This window comes from Actinopolymorpha alba DSM 45243 (genome assembly GCF_000373925.1).
Taxonomy (GTDB): Bacteria; Actinomycetota; Actinomycetes; order Propionibacteriales; family Actinopolymorphaceae; genus Actinopolymorpha; species Actinopolymorpha alba.
Map to the genome: position 1 here is coordinate 38,814 of NZ_KB892709.1, position 18,056 is coordinate 56,869.

At 69.1% G+C, this 18,056-nt stretch carries 21 protein-coding genes and 1 tRNA gene; 14 read left to right on the forward strand and 8 right to left on the reverse strand.

Annotation, left to right across the window (positions count from 1 at the left end; translation table 11 throughout):
* Positions 1 to 56 precede the first annotated feature (56 nt).
* Positions 57 to 1,013 (reverse strand): helix-turn-helix transcriptional regulator, encoded by a 957-nt coding sequence (locus B141_RS0104655; protein WP_020574010.1) that lies wholly within the window; start codon positions 1,011 to 1,013, stop codon positions 57 to 59.
* 87 nt (positions 1,014 to 1,100) lie between these two features.
* Between B141_RS0104655 and B141_RS0104660 the strand changes: the two genes are divergently transcribed.
* Entirely contained in the window at positions 1,101 to 2,090 is a 990-nt protein-coding gene (locus tag B141_RS0104660) for an MDR family NADP-dependent oxidoreductase (RefSeq protein WP_020574011.1), read from the forward strand.
* Positions 2,087 to 3,058 carry a winged helix DNA-binding domain-containing protein gene (locus B141_RS38885; protein WP_020574012.1) on the forward strand — a complete coding sequence of 324 codons (972 nt, stop codon included), beginning with the start codon at positions 2,087 to 2,089 and terminating at the stop codon, positions 3,056 to 3,058. Before B141_RS0104660 ends, B141_RS38885 begins: the two co-directional genes overlap by 4 nt.
* Positions 3,059 to 3,393: 335 nt before the next feature.
* Here the strand turns inward: B141_RS38885 and B141_RS0104670 are convergent, their stop codons facing one another.
* From B141_RS0104670 to bcp, 4 genes are all read right to left on the reverse strand, one after another.
* Entirely contained in the window at positions 3,394 to 5,217 is a 1,824-nt protein-coding gene (locus B141_RS0104670; protein WP_157180794.1) for a glycosyltransferase family 39 protein, read from the reverse strand.
* The gene (locus tag B141_RS0104675; protein WP_026256911.1) at positions 5,214 to 5,903 is read right to left on the reverse strand and encodes a glycosyltransferase family 2 protein; all 690 of its coding nucleotides are present in this window, start codon (positions 5,901 to 5,903) and stop codon (positions 5,214 to 5,216) included. The genes B141_RS0104670 and B141_RS0104675 overlap by 4 nt, the downstream gene beginning before the upstream one ends.
* Positions 5,904 to 6,026: 123 nt before the next feature.
* Positions 6,027 to 6,108: transfer RNA gene (locus tag B141_RS0104680), tRNA-Leu, on the reverse strand.
* Between the two features lie 47 nt (positions 6,109 to 6,155).
* The gene (gene bcp / locus B141_RS0104685; RefSeq protein WP_020574015.1) at positions 6,156 to 6,629 is read right to left on the reverse strand and encodes a thioredoxin-dependent thiol peroxidase; all 474 of its coding nucleotides are present in this window, start codon (positions 6,627 to 6,629) and stop codon (positions 6,156 to 6,158) included.
* A gap of 145 nt (positions 6,630 to 6,774) precedes the next feature.
* Here bcp and B141_RS38890 point away from each other — a divergent pair, with 145 nt between their 5' ends.
* From B141_RS38890 to B141_RS0104705, 5 genes are all read left to right on the forward strand, one after another.
* A complete protein-coding gene (locus B141_RS38890) occupies positions 6,775 to 7,482 on the forward strand; it encodes an energy-coupling factor ABC transporter permease (RefSeq protein ID WP_020574016.1) in 708 nt (235 codons plus the stop codon).
* A complete protein-coding gene (locus B141_RS38895; RefSeq protein WP_020574017.1) occupies positions 7,479 to 7,871 on the forward strand; it encodes a PDGLE domain-containing protein in 393 nt (130 codons plus the stop codon). Before B141_RS38890 ends, B141_RS38895 begins: the two co-directional genes overlap by 4 nt.
* A 1-nt stretch (position 7,872) precedes the next feature.
* Positions 7,873 to 8,640: a cobalt ECF transporter T component CbiQ gene (gene cbiQ / locus B141_RS0104695; protein ID WP_020574018.1), complete on the forward strand. Its 768-nt coding sequence runs from the start codon at positions 7,873 to 7,875 to the stop codon at positions 8,638 to 8,640.
* Complete coding sequence (locus tag B141_RS0104700) at positions 8,637 to 9,428, forward strand: energy-coupling factor ABC transporter ATP-binding protein (protein ID WP_051113969.1); 792 nt, start codon at positions 8,637 to 8,639, stop codon at positions 9,426 to 9,428. The genes cbiQ and B141_RS0104700 overlap by 4 nt, the downstream gene beginning before the upstream one ends.
* 87 nt (positions 9,429 to 9,515) lie before the next feature.
* The gene (locus B141_RS0104705) at positions 9,516 to 9,839 is read left to right on the forward strand and encodes a DUF3618 domain-containing protein (RefSeq protein ID WP_020574020.1); all 324 of its coding nucleotides are present in this window, start codon (positions 9,516 to 9,518) and stop codon (positions 9,837 to 9,839) included.
* 43 nt (positions 9,840 to 9,882) lie between these two features.
* On the opposite strand, the gene B141_RS0104710 is transcribed toward B141_RS0104705, so the two are convergent.
* Positions 9,883 to 10,476 carry a hypothetical protein gene (locus B141_RS0104710; protein ID WP_020574021.1) on the reverse strand — a complete coding sequence of 198 codons (594 nt, stop codon included), beginning with the start codon at positions 10,474 to 10,476 and terminating at the stop codon, positions 9,883 to 9,885.
* Positions 10,477 to 10,677: 201 nt separating this feature from the next.
* On the opposite strand from B141_RS0104710, the gene B141_RS0104715 reads away from it, so the two are divergent.
* Together B141_RS0104715 and B141_RS38900 are read left to right on the forward strand one after the other, a co-directional pair.
* Entirely contained in the window at positions 10,678 to 11,001 is a 324-nt protein-coding gene (locus B141_RS0104715) for a GroES family chaperonin (protein ID WP_026256912.1), read from the forward strand.
* Between the two features lie 51 nt (positions 11,002 to 11,052).
* Positions 11,053 to 12,237 carry an FUSC family protein gene (locus tag B141_RS38900; protein ID WP_202805664.1) on the forward strand — a complete coding sequence of 395 codons (1,185 nt, stop codon included), beginning with the start codon at positions 11,053 to 11,055 and terminating at the stop codon, positions 12,235 to 12,237.
* A gap of 47 nt (positions 12,238 to 12,284) precedes the next feature.
* Here the strand turns inward: B141_RS38900 and B141_RS0104725 are convergent, their stop codons facing one another.
* Together B141_RS0104725 and B141_RS0104735 are read right to left on the reverse strand one after the other, a co-directional pair.
* Positions 12,285 to 13,964, reverse strand: coding sequence for a restriction endonuclease (locus tag B141_RS0104725; protein ID WP_157180795.1), 1,680 nt, complete (start codon positions 13,962 to 13,964; stop codon positions 12,285 to 12,287).
* A gap of 503 nt (positions 13,965 to 14,467) precedes the next feature.
* Positions 14,468 to 14,815: a hypothetical protein gene (locus B141_RS0104735; protein WP_020574026.1), complete on the reverse strand. Its 348-nt coding sequence runs from the start codon at positions 14,813 to 14,815 to the stop codon at positions 14,468 to 14,470.
* 234 nt (positions 14,816 to 15,049) lie between these two features.
* On the opposite strand from B141_RS0104735, the gene B141_RS0104740 reads away from it, so the two are divergent.
* From B141_RS0104740 to B141_RS0104755, 5 genes are all read left to right on the forward strand, one after another.
* Positions 15,050 to 15,988 carry an NAD(P)H-binding protein gene (locus tag B141_RS0104740; RefSeq protein ID WP_084678095.1) on the forward strand — a complete coding sequence of 313 codons (939 nt, stop codon included), beginning with the start codon at positions 15,050 to 15,052 and terminating at the stop codon, positions 15,986 to 15,988.
* Between the two features lie 32 nt (positions 15,989 to 16,020).
* On the forward strand, positions 16,021 to 16,356 hold the full coding sequence (locus tag B141_RS45270) for a hypothetical protein (RefSeq protein ID WP_157180797.1): 336 nt from the start codon (positions 16,021 to 16,023) through the stop codon (positions 16,354 to 16,356).
* On the forward strand, positions 16,353 to 16,502 hold the full coding sequence (locus B141_RS48990) for a hypothetical protein (protein ID WP_020574028.1): 150 nt from the start codon (positions 16,353 to 16,355) through the stop codon (positions 16,500 to 16,502). Before B141_RS45270 ends, B141_RS48990 begins: the two co-directional genes overlap by 4 nt.
* Positions 16,503 to 16,619: 117 nt before the next feature.
* On the forward strand, positions 16,620 to 17,003 hold the full coding sequence (locus tag B141_RS38910) for an HIT family protein (RefSeq protein ID WP_020574029.1): 384 nt from the start codon (positions 16,620 to 16,622) through the stop codon (positions 17,001 to 17,003).
* A gap of 16 nt (positions 17,004 to 17,019) precedes the next feature.
* Positions 17,020 to 17,787: a phosphotransferase family protein gene (locus B141_RS0104755; RefSeq protein ID WP_157180798.1), complete on the forward strand. Its 768-nt coding sequence runs from the start codon at positions 17,020 to 17,022 to the stop codon at positions 17,785 to 17,787.
* The last annotated feature ends 269 nt before the right edge of the window (positions 17,788 to 18,056 follow it).

Sequence of the window (18,056 nt, forward strand, 5' to 3'; positions counted from 1 at the left end):
GCCTCGCCGGCTGCCACGAACGTCGCACCACCGTCGCGGTGCCATGGCGAGGAAGGTCATGCGGGTGCGCGGGTGGCCCGGATGAAGCGGGCGCCCCACTCCTGGACGTGCGCGGCGAACTCCGGCGGCCCCAGGACCTCGAACTCGGCGCCCACGTTGCCCAGTGCCTGGGTCGGCCAGTCGAGGGAGGTCGAGGTCATGGTGAGCCGGCAGTTGTCCTGATCGAGCGGTTCGATCGTGCCCCAGCTACCGACCACCTGCCGCACCCGCGAGGAGGGCGCGTGCACAAGGACCTCGACCGTGTACGGGGCTGGGGCCCCGCTCGCTGCCTGGACGAAGGCCACGGCGTCCTCGGCCGGGAGCAGGCGCGGCCGGAAGCGCGTGCCGATCGCCGTCGGCTCGGTCAGCCGGTCGAGACGGAAACTACGCCAGTCGTGCCGACCCAGGTCGTAGGCCACCAGGTACCAGCGTCCGCCGAGTGCGACGACGCGGTGCGGCTCGACCTCGCGCTCAGTGGGTGCGGAGCCCCTGGCCGTGTAGGCGAACCGCAGCCGCTCCCCGTCCCGGCAAGCCTGGGCGACCGCGGTGAGCACCCCCGCCGCGACGACCGGCCCGGACACGACAGCGGAGAGAGTCATCGCCCGCAGGGCGTCCACCCTGGTCCGCAGCCGGGGCGGTAGGACCCGCACCACCTTGGTGAGTGCGCGCAGCGACGCCTCCTCCATCCCCGCGATCCCGCTCTGCGCAGCGTCGCCCACGCCCACCGCGAGGGCCACCGCCTCCTCGTCGTCCAGCAGCAGCGGCGGCAGGACGGCGCCGGGCGCGAGCTGGTAGCCGCCGTCGGTGCCCCGGGCCGCGCCGACCGGGTAGCCGAGCTCGCGCAGCCGCTCGACATCGCGGCGCAGCGTCCGCTCGGAGACCCCGAGCCGGTCGGCCAGTTCCGGGCCGGACCAGTGCCGGTGGGTCTGCAGCAGCGAGAGCAGTCTGAGGGCCCGTGAGCTGGTGCTCGCCATGCCGACATCCTGCCTCGGCTTCCGGTCAGAAACTGGCCGGAAGTCTTCCTAGGGTCGATCTCGACGCACTCGAGGTAAGGACGGAAATTGATCAGTCGTGAGATCCAGCTGACTGCCCAGATCACCGGCGTGCCCGCACTCGACCATTTCACCGTCGCCAAGACCGAGGTGGACGGTGAGGTCCTGGTACGCACCGACCAGATCGGGCTCGCCGCGACCTACCTGGAGCTGATGCGGGCCGACTGCACCATCCCGGTCCCGGCCTGGCAGCCGGGGCAGCGGGTAGGGGTGGCCGCCATCGCCACCGTGGTCCGATCCGACAGCCCCGAACTCGAGGTCGGCGAGCTGGTCCAGTCGATGACCGGCTGGAGCGAGTACTCCGCCGGCCCGGCCGGCTCGTACCTCAAGCTCGATCGTGAGCTGTTCGCCGACCCCGGTTACTACCTCGGCCAGGGTCCGACCGCCTACTACGGGATGGCCGAGGTAGCGGCCGTCGGCGAAGGCGACGTGGTGTTCGTCTCCGGCGCGGCGGGTGGCGTCGGCTCGCTGGCCGGGCAGATCGCCAAGTGCCGTGGCGCCGCGCGGGTGATCGGCAGCGCCGGCAGCCCGGCGAAGGTGGACTACTTGGTGAACGAGCTCGGCTACGACGCCGCCTTCGACTACCACGACGGCTCCACGGCCGACAGGCTGCGGGAGCTCGCGCCCGAGGGCATCTCGGTCTTTTTCGACGTCGTGGGCGGCGAGCAGTACCAGGGCGCGCTGCAGGCGGCCCGGCCCGGAGCGCGCTTCGCCCTCTGTGGCTCACTGTCCAGCCAGCTCGGTGACGCGACGCAGCGCTTTCCGCAGCCCGATCACGCGGCGGCCGAGGCCAGGGGCGTCGAGCTGCTGCCGTTCTCCTGCTACCACACGCCCGATCAGATCGCGGCCTGGCGCGAGCACTTCAGCAGCTGGCTCGGCGAGCGCCGCTTCGTCTACCCGCAGACGGTGGTCGAGGGCGGTATCGAGGATGTGCCGCAGGCGTTCCTCTCCCTGCTGCAGGGTTCCTACCAGGGCAACGTCTCGGTGCGGCTGTCGTGACCACGCTCTCCCTCCGGGCCCTGAACCGGGCGCTGATGGACCGCCAGTTCCTGCTGCGGCGCACCGATCACACCCCGCTGGAGGTGATCGGGCGACTGGTTGCGCTGCAGGCACAGGAACCCAACTGGGCCTATGTCGGGCTGTGGAGCAGAATCCACGCCTTCACACATTCCGAGCTCACCGCACTGCTGGAGGACCGGCAGGTGGTTCGCTCCGCTCTGCTGCGCAGTACCCAGCACCTCACCGCGGCCGACGACTTCCGTCGGCTGCGGCCGCTGCTGCAGCCCGTGCTCGACCGTACGGCCGGCTCGCCCTACTTCACCCGGAACAGCAGCGGCTTGGACGCGGCGTCCTTGGTGGCCGAGGGACTCGGCCTACTCGCGGAAGGGACGCTGTCGCGCAAGGAGCTGGCACGGCGGCTGGCCGAACGCCATCCGGGACGCGACGGCAGGATTCTGGCCGGGCAGGTGGAGTTGCGCACCCCCCTCGTCCATGACGCGGCCACCGGCGCATGGGGCTCCTGGGGCAACCGGTCGGCGATCTCGGTCACGCCCGCCGAGGTCTGGCTGGGACAGCCGATGGCGACGGCAGCGACGGCGACTGCCGCCAAGGATTCGGCCAAGGAGCTGATCCGCCGCTATCTGGCCGCCTTCGGCCCGGCCGGAGTGAAGGACGTCCAGGCCTGGTGCGGACTGACCCGCCTGGGCGAGGTCGTCGCGGACATGCGCGCCGAACTGCGCCCCTACTCCGGCCCCGACGGCAGGGATCTGATCGACCTGGCCGACGCCGAGCTGCCCGACCCCGACACCCTTGCTCCAGTGCGGCTGCTGCCCGCCTTCGACAACGCCCTGCTCGGCCACGCCGACCGGACCCGGGTCATCAGCGACGGGGACCGGAAGTGGGTGATGCCCGGCCAGGCGCGGGTACGGCCCACGTTCCTGGTGGACGGCTGGGTGCACGGAACATGATCCCTCGACGACGGGACGCTGCGGCTCACCCCGTTCCGACCGCTCGGCACAACCGATCGGGCGGCCCTGGAACAGGAAGCCACCCGGCTGCTGCAATTCGTGGGAGGCAGGGTGGTGTCCTACAGCGACCCTGTCGCGGCCCAGTCGTCTTGAGGTTCCCCCGGCGCCAGTCGACGAAGGCGTCGATCGCGCCATTCGCCCCGTGTGCGCTATCCGGCCATGCAGGCCGCGCGGGTCGGGCAGGGCACGTTTTGCATCGGAGGGCGCACCCGTGCCTATCTGCGCGATCTCTTAAGAGACCGAGGAACCTATGACAACTCGGGGCCTCATCGGGCTCATGAGGCGGGCAGCGTCGTCGCCGGGCGCTCTGGATCGCCGGCGGGTCCGACGGGTGCGTAGTCGAGGCAGCGGGCCGGGCGTGCGTTCGGCGTACTCCCCGGCATCACGGCCTGCACCGTGACCAGGCCGCGGTCCTGGTGCCAGACCGACCGGAAACGGGGAAGCAGCGGGGCGATGAGGGTGTACCTACTCGGCTGGTCGGCGTAGATCGGCACCACATCGCCGCTGACCAGCCAGACCCGCCGGGCAGAGGTGATCTGTGCGGGCATCGCGCACCGCGCCCGAGTCGCCTGGGAGTCGGGTGGGATCGCCCGCAGCCCCTTCTCCGGCGGCAGCCCGAGCCGGGGGCCGTAGACGCGGACGGCGGGCCGGTCACCGTTGCCGACCACCAGCACGTCGCCGTCCTGCCACTTGGTCGCGACGAACGCGAGTGCGGTGCGGTAGTCGTCGATGCCGTACAGATAGTTCAGGTCATGCATGAGCCGCGACGGCGTCGTCCAGCAGGTCACCAGGACGACAACCGCGCCGACGCCGGTCGCGACCGCACTGGCTCGCCGGCGTACGGCACTGCCCACGCCCGCGGCGCTCACCCCACCGGCGAACGCGTCGACGAGCACGCCGAGGTAGCACAGCAGACCCGGAACGCAGAACAGCACGAGCCGGCGGCCGAAGGGATACATGCCGAGGACACCGACCGCGTAGGCGGTCAGCAGGGGTAGTACGAGCACGATCCCGGTCGCGGGTTGGCGGCGGACCGCGACGACGAGACCGGCCACGACGAGGAGCAGGCCCCACCAGGTGGCGAACCCCAGCTCGCGTACGGCCAGGTCCCGGAACACGAACCCATGCCAGTCCACCCAACGAAGGAGAGGCTCGCCACGCGGACCGAAGAAATCCGTCCAGTAGCTGGCGAAGTCGCTGACCTGGCTGGTGAGGTGCCGGGCATGGAGGGCGGCGGCGAGGACGGACACGGCCGGCAGGGCGAGGCCGGCGAGCAGGCCAAGGGTGCTGGAGCCGCGCCGGATCCGCACGCGGTGGGGGGTGGGCCCTACGGACGAAGCCCGTGGGGGCCGGATTCGACACAGCACGACCCATCCGGCGACCAGTGGCGCGCTCAGCATGAACCCATGCGACACCCACGGCAGGACCGCGAGCGAGAGAAAGAACGCGAAGCGGGTACGACGGTCGCCGCGTCCGTCTCCCGTCACGTCCGTACGAAGGAGGCGGACCGCGAGCAGGAGCAGCCAGCTGACCGTCAGAGTGTCGGCGGTGTACTGCTTGGTCTGGGCGGTGTAGAAGACCAGCTCGGAGATGGTCGAGAGGAGTACGACGGGGATGACCGCCGCCCAGCGTCGCCGGACCAGCTGCGCACTGAGAAAGGCGACCACCACGACGGTCGCGCAGCCCGCCGACAGCGCCACCAGGCGGTACGCGCGTTCGCCGTCCCCGGCGACCAACGTCACGGCCCGGACGAGGAGCAGCCACAGCGGGGGCGCCGACTGCGCGTCCGAGAGCCGCCCCACCAGCTGGGCGGCGCTGTAGCTGTCGAGGCTCTGGATCAGCGCCAGCTCGTCGCGCCAGAACGCGCGGTCCTGCCACCACAGCCCGATCCGGACGGCGATGCCGGCGACGGTGACGAGGACCAGCGTGGCGGTGGCGCCGTCGAGTGAACGTACGCCGGACCGGCCCGCATGCTCCTCGGACTCCTCGGCCCCGTCGATGCCCTCCACGACCTCAACGGCGTCGGCGCCCGCGACTCCCTGCCCCCGCCGGGACCGACGGGGGTAACGCCTGCGGCGTACGGCGGGTGGCCGGCTCACCCGCGCCCGAAGAGACGGATGCGGAGGAGGATCCACAGCGCCTCGACGCCGTCGCGCCAGGTGAGCTTCTTGCCTTCGGCGCGGCTGCGGGCGCGGTAGGAGATCGGGACCTCGTAGGGCCGGTAGCCGCGGCGCAACAGCTTGCCGGTGACCTCGGCCTCCATGCCGAACCCGGCGGACCGGATGTCGAGCTCGCGGTAGAGCGCCAGCGGCATCAGCTTGAAGCAGGTCTCGAGGTCGGAGATGTAGCAGTTGAAGAGCACGTTGGCGAACGTCGTCACGCCCCTGTTGCCCAGCACGTACCAGTAGGAGTACGACGTGTGGCTGCTGAAGGTGCGGGTGCCGTAGACGACTTCCGCGTCACCGTTGATGACGGGAACCAGCAGCTTCGCGATGTCGTCGGGGTCGTACTCGAGGTCGGCGTCGCAGATCGTCATGTAGTCGCCGGTCGCCACGCTGCCCGCGGTGCGGATGGCGGCGCCCTTGCCGCGGTTGACGGTGTGGCGGTGGATCACGACCCGCGGGTCATCCACCTGGTCGAGCAGCTCGCCCGTGCCGTCGACGCTGCCGTCGTCGACCACGACGACCTCGACCTCACAGGGATAGTCGACGTCCAGGATCCGCTTGAGAACGCGATTGAACGTCGCGACTTCGTTGTAGACGGGGACGAGGATCGAGAGCTTCACCGGTGGTTCTCCCACGGGACGGCGACATGCCTGGACAGGAGCAGGCCGGACCTTCCAAGTGTCCCGCAGATCGGTCTCGATCGGTGAGGACACGCCCCCAGCTCAGCCGCCGACGGGAACGAGTGCGAGAGGAGGGACTCGAACCCTCACGCCCGGAGGCACCGGATCCTAAGTCCGGCGCGTCTGCCAATTCCGCCACTCTCGCGGTCGGCCCGCCTGCGGCGGACCAGTCTACGGGTCAGGACAGATCGCTCACACGTCGAGTTCGCGCCGGAGCTTCGCCACGTGGCCGGTGGCCTTGACGGCGTACTGGGCGACGGCGATGGTGCCGTCCTCGTCGACGACGAAGGTCGACCGGATCACTCCGGTGACGGTCCGGCCGTACATCTGCTTCTCGCCGTACGCACCCCAGGCGGTGAGCACCGCCTTGTCGGGATCGGAGAGCAGCGGGAACGTCAGGCCCTCCTTGTCACGGAACTTCGCCAGCTTGGCCGGCTGGTCGGGCGACAGGCCGAGGACGGCGTAGCCCGCCGCGGCCAGGGAGTCCAGCGAGTCGCGGAAGTCGCACGCCTGCTTGGTGCAGCCCGGCGTCATGGCGGCGGGGTAGACGTACACGATCACCTTCCGGCCGCGGAAGTCGGACAGCGAGACGGACTTGCCGTCGGCGTCGAGCAGCGTGAAGTCGGGTGCCGGGTCGCCGGCGCTCAGGCGGGGGGTCGGGCTCACTGGTCCTCCACGGTCGGGGTTCGGCGCGCGCGGCACCGGGCCGGGGCTTGTTGCAAGTCTTTTGCATGTAAGAATGACGGGCCTTAAGTGGCAGCCCCATCATCCAGCGGTAAGTACAGCATCTACCAGGGACGAGGAGCCCCCTGTGCACGTACCCGACGGATTCCTCGACGCCCCGACCTCGGTCGCCACGGGCGTCGCCGCAACGGCCGTGGTCGGCCTCGCTCTGCGGGGCGCCCGCCGCGAACTCGACGACAGGACCGCGCCCCTCACCGGACTGGTCGCGGCGTTCGTCTTCGCCGTACAAATGCTCAACTTCCCGGTCGGCGCCGGCACCAGCGGACACCTGCTCGGCGGGGCGCTGGCGGCGGTCCTCCTCGGCCCCTGGACGGCGATCCTGTGCATGACTGTCGTCCTACTCGTCCAGGCGCTCTTCTTCGCCGACGGCGGGATCACCGCGCTCGGCACCAACGTGACCCTCATGGGCATCGTCACCGTCGTCGTCGGCTGGGCGGTCTTCCGGCTGGTGCTGCGGTTCCTGCCCAAACGCCCGTCATCCGCGGTGCCGGCGGCGTTCGCGGCGGCTCTGCTGTCGGTGCCGGCGTCGGCGCTGAGCTTCGTCGCGTTGTACGTCGTCGGGGGTACGGCCGACATCCCGCTCGCCCCGCTGACCGTCGCCATGCTCGGCTGGCATGTCCTCATCGGTCTGGGTGAGGCCGTCATCACCGCCCTCACCGTGGGCAGCGTCATCGCCGTACGCCCCGATCTCGTCCACGGCGCGCGCCCGCTCCTGGCCGCCCGCGACCTGACGATCCGTCAGAGTCCCGTTGCTTCCAAGGAGGCCGCGTCATGACTGTCCAGATGGAAGGCGAGGGCCGGGCGAACGGCGAGGGCCAGCTGAAAGAGCGTGGGCCGCTGAAGGATCGCGTACGCCTGAAGGTCGTCGTCCTGCTGGGCGTCCTCATCGTGCTCGGCCTCGCGGGTGTCGTGAGCTTCCACGCCTCGGGCAGTCCCGACGGGCTCGAGCGGGTCGCCGAGGACCACGGGTTCGGGCACACCGCCGAGGACAGCGCCACCGGTGACTCACCGCTCGCCGACTACGCCACCCGCGGCGTCGACAACCCCCGGCTCTCCGGCGGGATCGCCGGCGTGGCCGGTGTGGTGGTGGTCCTCGGGCTCGGGACCGGAATCGCGTACGCCCTCCGGCGACGTGCCCGGGACCGGCGCGAGTCGGCGGACTGACATGGGTGCGGGCCACGCGCACCGGCTCCACCTACCGGGCCGTTCGCCGGTCCATCGGCTGCCGGCACAGTGCAAGCTGGTGGGGCTGGTCGGGTTCGTCCTCGTCGTGGTGGCGACGCCGCGGACGGCGTACTGGGCGTTCGGGTGTTACGCCGGGCTGCTGCTGGCGGTCGCGGTGGTCGCCAGGGTGCGGCTGGGGTTCGTGGCGAAGCGCGCCGTGGTCGAGGTGCCCGTGGTGGTTTTCGCGCTGCTCCTGCCGTTCGTCGCGCAGGGTCCGCGGATCGAGGTGGTCGGGATCGCGCTGTCGGAGTCCGGCCTGCTCTCCGCGTGGAACGTCCTGGCGAAGGCCACGCTCGGTGTGGTCGGATCGATCCTGCTCGCGGCGACGACAGAGCAGCGTGACCTGCTGGTCGGCCTGCGGCGCCTGAAGATGCCGGGCCAGTTGGTCCAGATCGCGTCGTTCATGGTCCGCTACCTCGACGTGATCGCCGACCAGATGCACCGGATGCGGATCGCGCGGGAGGCGCGCGGATTCACCCCGCACGGGCCGCGGTCCTGGCCGGTGCTGGCCCGCTCGGCCGGCGCGTTGTTCATCCGGTCGTACGAACGCGGGGAACGCGTCCATCTCGCGATGCTCTCGCGCGGCTACACCGGTGGTCCTCCGCCCGTTCTGTCTGAGACCCGTGCCGCCACGTCGGCGTGGGTGTCCGCCGCCGCGCTGCCGGTGGTCGCACTGATGATCGCGGTCACGGCGTGGTGGACCCGATGAGCGCGCCCGTGCTGGAGGTGTCCGGACTCGCGTACGCCTATCCCGACGGCCACCAGGCGCTCTACGGCGTCGACCTCGCACTGACCCGCGGCGAGCGGGTCGCGCTGCTCGGGCCGAACGGTGCCGGCAAGACCACGTTGGTGCTCCACCTCAACGGCATCCTCACCGGCGGGCTCGGCAGCGTCCGGGTCGACGGGATGGCGGTCGGCCGGCAGACGCTGCAGGAGGTGCGCCGCCGGGTCGGCGTGGTGTTCCAGGACCCTGACGACCAGCTCTTCATGCCGACGGTGCGCGACGACGTGGCCTTCGGTCCTGCCAACCTCGGGTTGCGCGGCGCGGAACTCAGTGCCCGGGTACGCCAGGCGCTCGAGCGGGTCGGCATGGAGGAGTACACCGACCGGCCGCCCCACCATCTGTCGTTCGGCCAGCGGCGACGGGTCGCGGTGGCGACGGTCCTCGCGATGGAGCCGTCGATCCTCGTCCTCGACGAGCCGTCGAGCAACCTCGACCCGGCCAGCCGGCGCGAACTCGCCGACATCCTGCGCGGACTCGACGTCACGGTGCTGATGGTCACCCACGACCTGCCGTACGCCCTGGAGCTGTGCGAACGCTCGGTCATCCTCGACGGCGGCGCGATCGTGGCCGACGGGCCCACCCCGGAGGTGCTCGGCGATGCGGAGCTGCTGGCGGCCCACCGCCTCGAACTCCCGTACGGCTTCGATCCCGCGATCGTCCGGACCACCCGCCCGCCGCGAAGCGAAGGTGCCGGCGCCGCGCTAACGGGGTAGAGGCCCACGGGAGGTCCGATCTGCAAGACTGAGGTGATCACCGGGAACGATGACGTTCACACGGGGCTGTGATCGGAAAGGACCACAGTGAGCGACACGACGAGGCCAGCTCTCCCAGATCGCAAGAAGTCGGGCGCCCGCAAAGTTGCCGCTGACGGCAGCCGGTCCGCTGATCAGATCGAGGCAGAACTCGCCGAGACCCGGCAACGCCTGGCCGCGACCGTCGACGCGCTGGCCGAACGGGTCCAACCCAAACAGCTCGCCGCCCGGAGCGTGTCGAAGATGAAGCTTGCCGTCCTCACCCCCGAGGGCCAGCTGCGGACCGGCCGTCTGGTCACCGTCGCGGCAGTGGTGGCCGGTGCTGTCGGGGCGCTCACCCTCCTCCGTTCGCTCGTCCGCGGCCGCCGTTGAGCTGCTGTCCGCCGCCAGGGCTGCTAACCCGCCGCTGAGGCGGTCAGCCCGCTGTACGCCAGCGGTGGATCAACGCCCACCCGGCCGCGACAAAGCCCAGGCCGGCGGTACCAAGCAGCTGCCAACTCCACCTTGACGAGCCGCTGGCACCTCCGGCGTTGGCCAGGATTGGCTCCGCTGGTGTCCGGTTCGCCAGGTCCGTACGCACCTGCGGGGTGAGTTCGGTGCTGCCGCCGCAGAGGCTCGCGGCGTACTGCCCCTCACCGGGTGCGGGGATCGGTTCGCCGGCGTTCTTTTCGGCGTAGACGACGAACGGGCCGGATCCCTGGAGTTCCAGGCCGCACGAGGCGCCGCTCTCGACCGTGACGATCTCCTGCTGGCGGTGTACCTCGCCCTTGTAGACCTGCGACACGTCGAACGTCCACACCGCCCTGTCGGTGCTGGAGAAGAGGCGGCTGGGTACGTCGCGATCGGTCATGCGTCCGACAAAGACGGCGTCCGCCCGGTCGTACGCCTCGGCGGGGGACTGCGAGACACAACTACAGGCCGAGGCCGGCGCGGGGGCCAGCAGGAAGGCGCCCGAGGCGATGAGGGCGAGGATCAGGGCAACGCATAGCTGGCGGAGTCGGTGGTTCATCGCGCATGCTCCTTCGTACTGGCCCCGGTGGTGATCCGTGGACGCGCCCGGTGATGATTCGTGGACGCCTGGACCCAGCACTTGGTTGGCTCCGCTGTCGTTTGGGCGGCGCCAGCTGCGGCGTACTCGGACTCCCCGTTGGCGCATGGCCTGCCGGCCGCCGTACCCTCTCATGACGTGACCGACACGCCGAACGGACAGATGGCCGTCGACAAGCTACCGATCCGCATGCTGCACGACCGGGTCCTTGTCGCCCTTGACAGCGAGAGCGCAGAACGCCGTTCCTCCGCGGGGATCGTGATTCCCGCGACCGCCAAGATGGGTAAGCGCCTAGCCTGGGCGCGGGTGGTGGCGATCGGACCCCTGGTGCGCTCGATCGTGGTTGGTGACCGGGTGTTGTTCGACCCCGAGGACCGTTCTGAGGTGGAGGTGCGGGCCGAGGCGTACATCCTGCTCCGCGAGCGCGACATCCACGCGGTGGCATCCGAACGCCTCGAGGACGACCAGACCGGGCTCTACCTCTAGTTACCGGGCGGGCGGGCAGGAAGGCAGCGGGCGTCGCGAGCGGAGGCGGTCATGCCAGGTCGAAAGCCGATGGCCGCGCTGATGCGTCGAGGTGAGGCAATCCTCGACGACGCGGCCCAGCGTTCCCGGGAGTCGCTGCGGACCAGGTTCGGGCGCCTGCGACGCACGCTTGTCCCGATCATCCAGTCGGCCGCCGCGGCCGGCCTCGCCTGGCTCATCGCGACTCGGGTGGTCGGACACCCGCAACCGTTCTTCGCGCCGATCGCCGCCGTCCTGTCGCTCGGGGTGTCCCTCGGGCAGCGGTTGCGGCGTTCCGTCGAACTCATCGTGGGCGTCGCCCTCGGGATCCTGGTGGCCGACCTGCTCATCGGCGTGATCGGCCGGGGTGCCTGGCAGATCAGCCTGGTGGTGTTCCTCGCGATGGCGGGTGCGGTCCTGCTGGGTGGGGGACCCTTGCTGGTCAACCAGGGTGCGGCCTCGGCGGTCCTGCTCGTCGCTCTCGTACCCGCGACATCCACGGGAGCGGCGGCGACGTCGCGGTTCGTGGACGCGCTCACCGGTGGGGCGGTCGGGTTGCTCGTCAACGCCATCCTGCTTCCGACGAACCCGATCGTCATCGCTCGGCGGGCCGCGAACCCCGTCATCGACGAGCTGGCCGGCACCCTCGAGGACATCGCGAACGCCCTGGAGCTGCACAGCCGGGAGGCGGCGAGCGCGGCGCTCTCGCGGGCCCGGCGGATCGAGGGATCGTTGGGAGAGCTGCGGGACGCGCTCGCGGCGGGCTCCGAGATCGCGCGGATCGCGCCGGTCCGGTGGCGGACCCGCGGGCATCTGTTCTGGTACGTCGACGCCGCGCCGCATCTGGACCACGCCGTCCGCAATGTGCGGGTGCTCGCCCGGCGGGCGCTGGTCGTGATCCGTGTCGGCGAGAGTGTGGACCCCCGGTTGCCGCTGGCGATCAGACGCCTGGCCGAGGCCGTCCGGACGCTGCGCAACGAGTTGGCCAAGGGAACCGAACCGCTGGCCACCCGGCGCGGGCTGCTGGACGCGGCACAGATGGCGACCGCGACGTTGGGGTCGTTGGGATTTTCGGGCAACGTCATCGTCGCCCAGATCCGCTCGGCCGCGGCCGACCTGCTGCAGGCGACCGGCGTCGAGCGCGCTGACATCGACAAGATCTTCGCCAGCGGTGGCAGCCCCGGCCCCGGGCCCGGCCCTGGGTCCGGCGCGACGTGATCGAAGGTGCAGTTCGGGCTGGGGCGTTGGTCAGGAGCAGTGCGCGGTCAGCGCTCGGCCTTCGTCTTTGACGGCGGCGCTGTGTGGATCCGGCCCCTCACGGGCTTCGCCCGTCCGGGCCCACCCCGACCTCTGCGTTGCTGTTCGGGGACCTGTGGTGCCGGCTCGCCGCTCCTGAGGACCGTTTCCTCCGTGGGTTCGATCCGGGCCGGCAGGTCGTGCTGGAGGCAGAGCGCCACCAGGCTGTGCCCGTCGTACAACCGGAGCGGCCGGCCGTGCGCGTACTCATACGCCTGTGAGTCGAGGCCCCCGGTGGTGAGGAGTAGACCAGCGTCGGCGCGTTCGTGACGGACGGCGGACTGGAGTCCGCGCACCTCGGACGTCTCCAGCAATCCGGGGGTACGCCGGACCCGGATGACGGAGCGTTGCTCGATCCCGTCCGCGGTGGAGCGGGTGGCGATGAATCCGCCGCCAGACCTTTCGGCGCGAATGGCCGCGTATCCCATGCGTTCGAGCAGCCGCTCGACCAGCCGGTGCAGCTCCTCGACGGGAATGCTGAGCAGGTTGGGCGCGCGGGTGGAGGCGGCCGGCGAGATGTCGGGATCGGCCAAGTCGAACGGAAGAAGCGGCGCGATCCCGGTGAGCTCGTCGGGGTAGGCGGAGATCTCGGCGCCGAACTGCTTCTCGACGAGGTCCAGCGGATCGTCAAGCGTGTTGAGCCGGAGCCTGCTGAAATGTCGCCGGGACGAGCTCATGCTGATGAGGCACGGCCCCGGCCCGTCGTCGCTGGGTACGACACCGTTGAACACGACCGACTCGACAAGCCAAGTGGGATCCGTCGCGAACGCGGTGTTGATGGCCCGGAGCGCGAACTGCGCGAGCAGATTGAGGTAGATATCGCGCACCTCGCCGATGGACCGCCATTTGTGAACGCCAACCGAGTCGGTCGCCTTGTTGTAGCGGTATTCCTTCTCCCGCGGAATGATGTCGGTGGTCGGGACTTCCCATTCGATGAGCAGGAGCTTTGACTCGGGTATGTACGCGAACCGCCGGCCACGCGGAAAGCTGGAGCGGTCCACGACCGACTCGAAGACCCGGCGGAAATAGTCGCTGACGCTTGCCCGGTCTCCTGCGAGCACCCGCTGCCGGTAGGCGTCGATCTCGCCGTTGTGTTCGAGAACCCGCTGCGTTTCGGCGGTGTGAGTGTCGCGTTGGGTGCGCTGGAGTTCGTCGATGCGGCGCTGCCGGGCGGCTTCCTCAGCCCGATAGCGTTCGAGAGCGCTCGCGTACGCCTTCTCCGCTTCGGCTTCAGCGTCCACCTTGCTGCGGTGGACACTCCGGGTCAGCAGGCGACTGATGAGGCCACGGCTCTTGGGCGCGTACTCCTCCCACATGGGAAGGGGGAGGGGTGCGGCGTCGGTGCCGAGGTCGAGCGCCGGCAGGTCTTCCTTCAGGCGTTCGAAATCAAGGGGTTGGACGATGCGGGACAAGGAGGCGCGGAGCAGCGTGCCGAGTTTCTGGACTCGTTGCTCGACCTTGTCGGTCCTGACGACGGCATCCTCGGCGAGTTGCTGGACGTGGATTTCCTGGCGGCGGTGTTCCTGTGCCGTGACATGTCGCTTGGGGCGACCCCGGCGTTTGTCCTCCGTTGCGGCGCCTTCGGTTGGCGTGGTCTGGCGGCGTTGACGCCACCCGGCTGGTCGCAGGCGTTGTATGCGATGCACCATCTTGCGCTCCCTCGTACGAACGGTCGTACCTCTGCGGTGAGGCAGGGTCAGGGCCATGACGGACGAGCGGCGGTGCTCGTGTAGGTGCAAGAAGGGAGGAATATGGGCAGCCTCGGACGACCTCTGGTGACCGGCGCGGTTTGCGCGCCGGGTCGACGTTTCGGCCACGGTCGTGGCGCTCGCGTCTCATCGGGTCGCCCTCCGGGTGGGGTCTCGGCGGCCGATCACGCTGCGTTGGTGTTTTGTAACATGCCGCTGCGGCTCAGGCCAAGGGGTTGTATCGCTTGGTGAGCCACCGACCCCGATTGTCACCCTTGGGGAAGGGCCGGCTCGAGCCATTAAACTTTGCCGGGCTTGCGGTTTCTGTCCGTCTTTACGGCATGAGAAATGATTGTGTAGATCGCGGTCCCGCTGCTGACCTTGGTGACGTCAAGGGGCTGTTGGCGGCACGAGCGGGCCGGCGCTCCCCGAAGAACAGCTGCGTCAACTCCTGGCTGCGTCCGTCAGCTGTGAATCGTTCCGCGTTCGCGTTCTTCCGCGGAAGAACTGGCGAGCTCTGGCCGCAGGAGTTCGGCTCGCCTCCGCCTCGACTGGACGGCGAGCGCGGCTACGGCCAGAACCACCGCGCCAGCGAGGGAGCCGACCGCCACTGTGAGCGCGGGGCGCGCCGCTTGTGAACACACGGGTTTGAGTGCCTCGAGTTCGGAGGGGCTGAGCTCGCCTACGCGAATGATCGACTCGTCCATACGGAAGGTCTCCGCGAGGACCGTTCGCGGGCAGTAGCTGAGGCCTCCGAGTGGGACGAGTCCGCTCGTTCGATCGAGGAAGAGCACCCCGAGGGAAAGCGCCACGACGGCGAGTGTCCATACGAGTGGCAGTCCACCACGAATGCCGCGGGGCGCTGACTCCTCCGATGTGTGCACGGCGCGATCATGGCAGAGACGGGAGCAGTTGTGGGGCCGATTCTGGCCGGAATCGTGGCTGCTGGACGCCGGCAATCCGGGCCCTTTGTGGGATGTCACAGTGCCGCGGTCCGAGCGTAGGTTTTAACCAGGCCGCGACCTGTCTGATCGCGGAGGGTTTGCATGACCATGAGGGATATGCCCGTCCTGGTGACCGGAGCCGGCGGCGGTGTCGGCGGGGTGGGGCACAGGGTCGTCGGGTTGCTGCGCCAACGGGACGTGCCAGTGCGTGCCATGGTGCACCATGACGACGAGCGCGCGGACGTCCTGCGATCCATGGGCGCGCAGGTGACGGTTGGTGACCTCACCCGTCCCACCGATGTGGCTGAGGCACTCGACGGTGTGGCCCGCATGTTGTTCAGCATGAGCGTTTCGCCGGACTACCTGGAGGCATCCGCGACGGTCGCCACGGTGGCTCGTGCCACGGGAACCCTCGACGCGTTGGTCAACCTGTCGCAGATGACGGTGTCCCAGATGACCGCGGTGAGCACTGAGGAGTCGCATCAGCAACGACTGCACTGGCTGTCCGAACAGCTACTCGGCTGGTCATCCCTCCCGGTCGTGCAGGTACGCCCGACGATCTTCCTGGACAACCCGTTGTTCACCACGCTCGTGGCCGAGTCCGTTGCCGAGAGCGGAACCATCCCGCTGCCCTTCGGTGACGGTCGCAGCTCACCGATTGCCGCCCGCGACGTCGCCGCGGTGATCGCGGAAGTCCTGGTCGACCCCGACCGCCACCTTGGCCAGGTGTACGAACTGACGGGGCCGCGATCGCAGGACATGACCGGCATCGCCGAGGAATACTCCCGCGCCCTCGGCAGGCCTGTGACCTATGTCGATGTGCCGCCACAGCCGTGGGCCGACCGAATCGCCGGCGATCCCCAGCTGTCACCACACGTCCATCAGCACCTCGTCACGCTTGCCCGGCTGCACCGCCAGAACCGCTTCGACCGGTTCACCCGCACTGCCGAGGAGATCACCGGAACGCCGGCACAGTCGGTCGAAGAATTCGTCGCGGAGCGAGCCGACCTTTTCAATCGTGCAGCATCCGCGCCTCAGTGACGTGGCCCGGCCAGCCCTGGCAGGATGTCGAGATGCCGTGGGCCGAGGACTGGGACGCGCGGATGTCCGGGGAAGTCTGCCGGTTCTGCCGCAAAGGTAGGCCGGACGAGAACGAGGATGGAGCCCGTGTCTACGCGGGGGAGGTCTCGGATGCGTACCTTCCTCGAAACGTCGTGATGCGAGGCTATGCGGTAGTGGTGTGGCGCGGCAGGCACGTTGTTGAACCAACTGAGCTAACGTCCGGTGAGGCCGCGTCCTACGGGGGAAATGTGCTGCTGGTCGACCAGGCAATCCAGAAGCATTACCGCCCCCTGAAAATGAACTACGCGACGATGGGGAACTGGACCCACATCTCCACACTCATGTGACGGCGCGATTTCTCGGTGATCCAGCAGCGGGAGATCCGCTGCCGCCTCTTCCGCGGTCGGCGCTCCCGGAGGGTTCGTGGCGCGCCGACGTGGCGGCGTTACGTCATCTCCTGGCCGACCCGGAAGCGCTGCTGCCGGACTTCTGAGCACGACCTTCTGGCAGGGTGTTTCCTATGGAGCTTCCTGTACGAGAACCCTGTCCGCTGTGTGAGGTTGTCGATCGGCAAGCATGGACACATGACGGTGAGGAGTGCCGGACTGCCGTGGTCGTCGAGAGCGGGCTTGCTCTGGCGTTCATCCGCGATGACCGTGCCGACGGCTACTCGTACGTTATTCCGAGGCGGCATGTTGGCTTGTTCACCGATCTGCATGGGGATGAGGTGACCGCGCTCATGGCGATGGTTCATCAGGTGGCGAAAGCCGTGGTCGCCGAGCTTTCGCCAGATGGGTTGAACATCTTTCAGAACAATGGTCTCATCGCCAATCAGACAGTGCCTCACGTGCATATCCATGTCGCGCCAAGGTCCGCCGAGCAAATGGCCACCTGGCAGCCGGCGAGCGACCGCTGGAGCGGCCAGGTGCAACCCTTCCAGGCGCGCCAGGATCTGGCTCGACGCCTTTCCCAGGTGCTTCGGACGTCCCGTTGATGGTAAGAATGCGCCTATGGTTGAGCCTTTTGTGAAGCGCCGTGCGCGGCCGCTCCCTGGTTCTATTCCTGACGTACTGCAGATATTCCTTGCCGAGGTGCGTCTTTATCGCGAGATCGCGCCCGTGGTCGGCGTTCGCGTGCCTGGATGCCTGAACGCGGAGGAGGTCGACGGCGCGACCTACCTGCTCCTCGAGAACCTCTCCGCATGGCGTCCCGGCGCTGAGCCAACGGCGCCGGCCCGGATCCTGGCGACCATGCACGAACGATGGCAAGGAGCGGCGAGCGACCGCTGGCCGTGGCTGCGTACCCCAGGTGCCGCCGGCGAACTCGTCGGCGATCTCTTTGACAAGACCTGGCCGACTCTGGCAAGCCGCTCAGATTGCACACCTACGGTGCGCGCAGTGGGAGAGCGGCTCTACGGTCACGTCCCTTCGTACGAACGTCTTGCGGGGGCGTCAGGCCCTTCGACCTTGGTGCATGGAGACGCATCCATGCTGAACATCCGCACCAGCCCTGCCGGCGAGGTCGCGCTTCTCGACTGGGAAGACGTTGGAGCCGCACCAGGTGTCACCGATCTGGCCTGGCTTCTCATCTCATCCATCGAACCCGCGCAATGGGGCGAGACCGTCACAGCCTACGGGAAGGCGGCCGGACTCCGTGACGCTCTTCCAGCAGTGGCGTCACAGGCGATCCTGTCGCTGGCGGACACGCCCGCGGGTTCGGAGGATGCGGTCAACTGGGTACGTCGTATCGAGGCGGCGCACCGGTGGGCGTCGGCCTGAGTAAATCCGTTGGCAATCGCCGCTGGCGCCGTCGTAGCGTTCCCGACATGCGCGTTCAGGTCGTGACCGTCAATCATGGGACCACCGCCTACGCCGATCTGCTCCTGCCGTCGCTGCTCACGCATCATCGAGACACTGCTGCCGACGTGTCGGTCCTGGTGCTCGACAACGAATCCGGCGACGTGGATCGGTTGGAGTGGGCTAAGGAGTTCGGCGTACGAATTCGTCCTTCGGGCTACCCTGAGCGTTCCCGTCAACACGCACGGCGA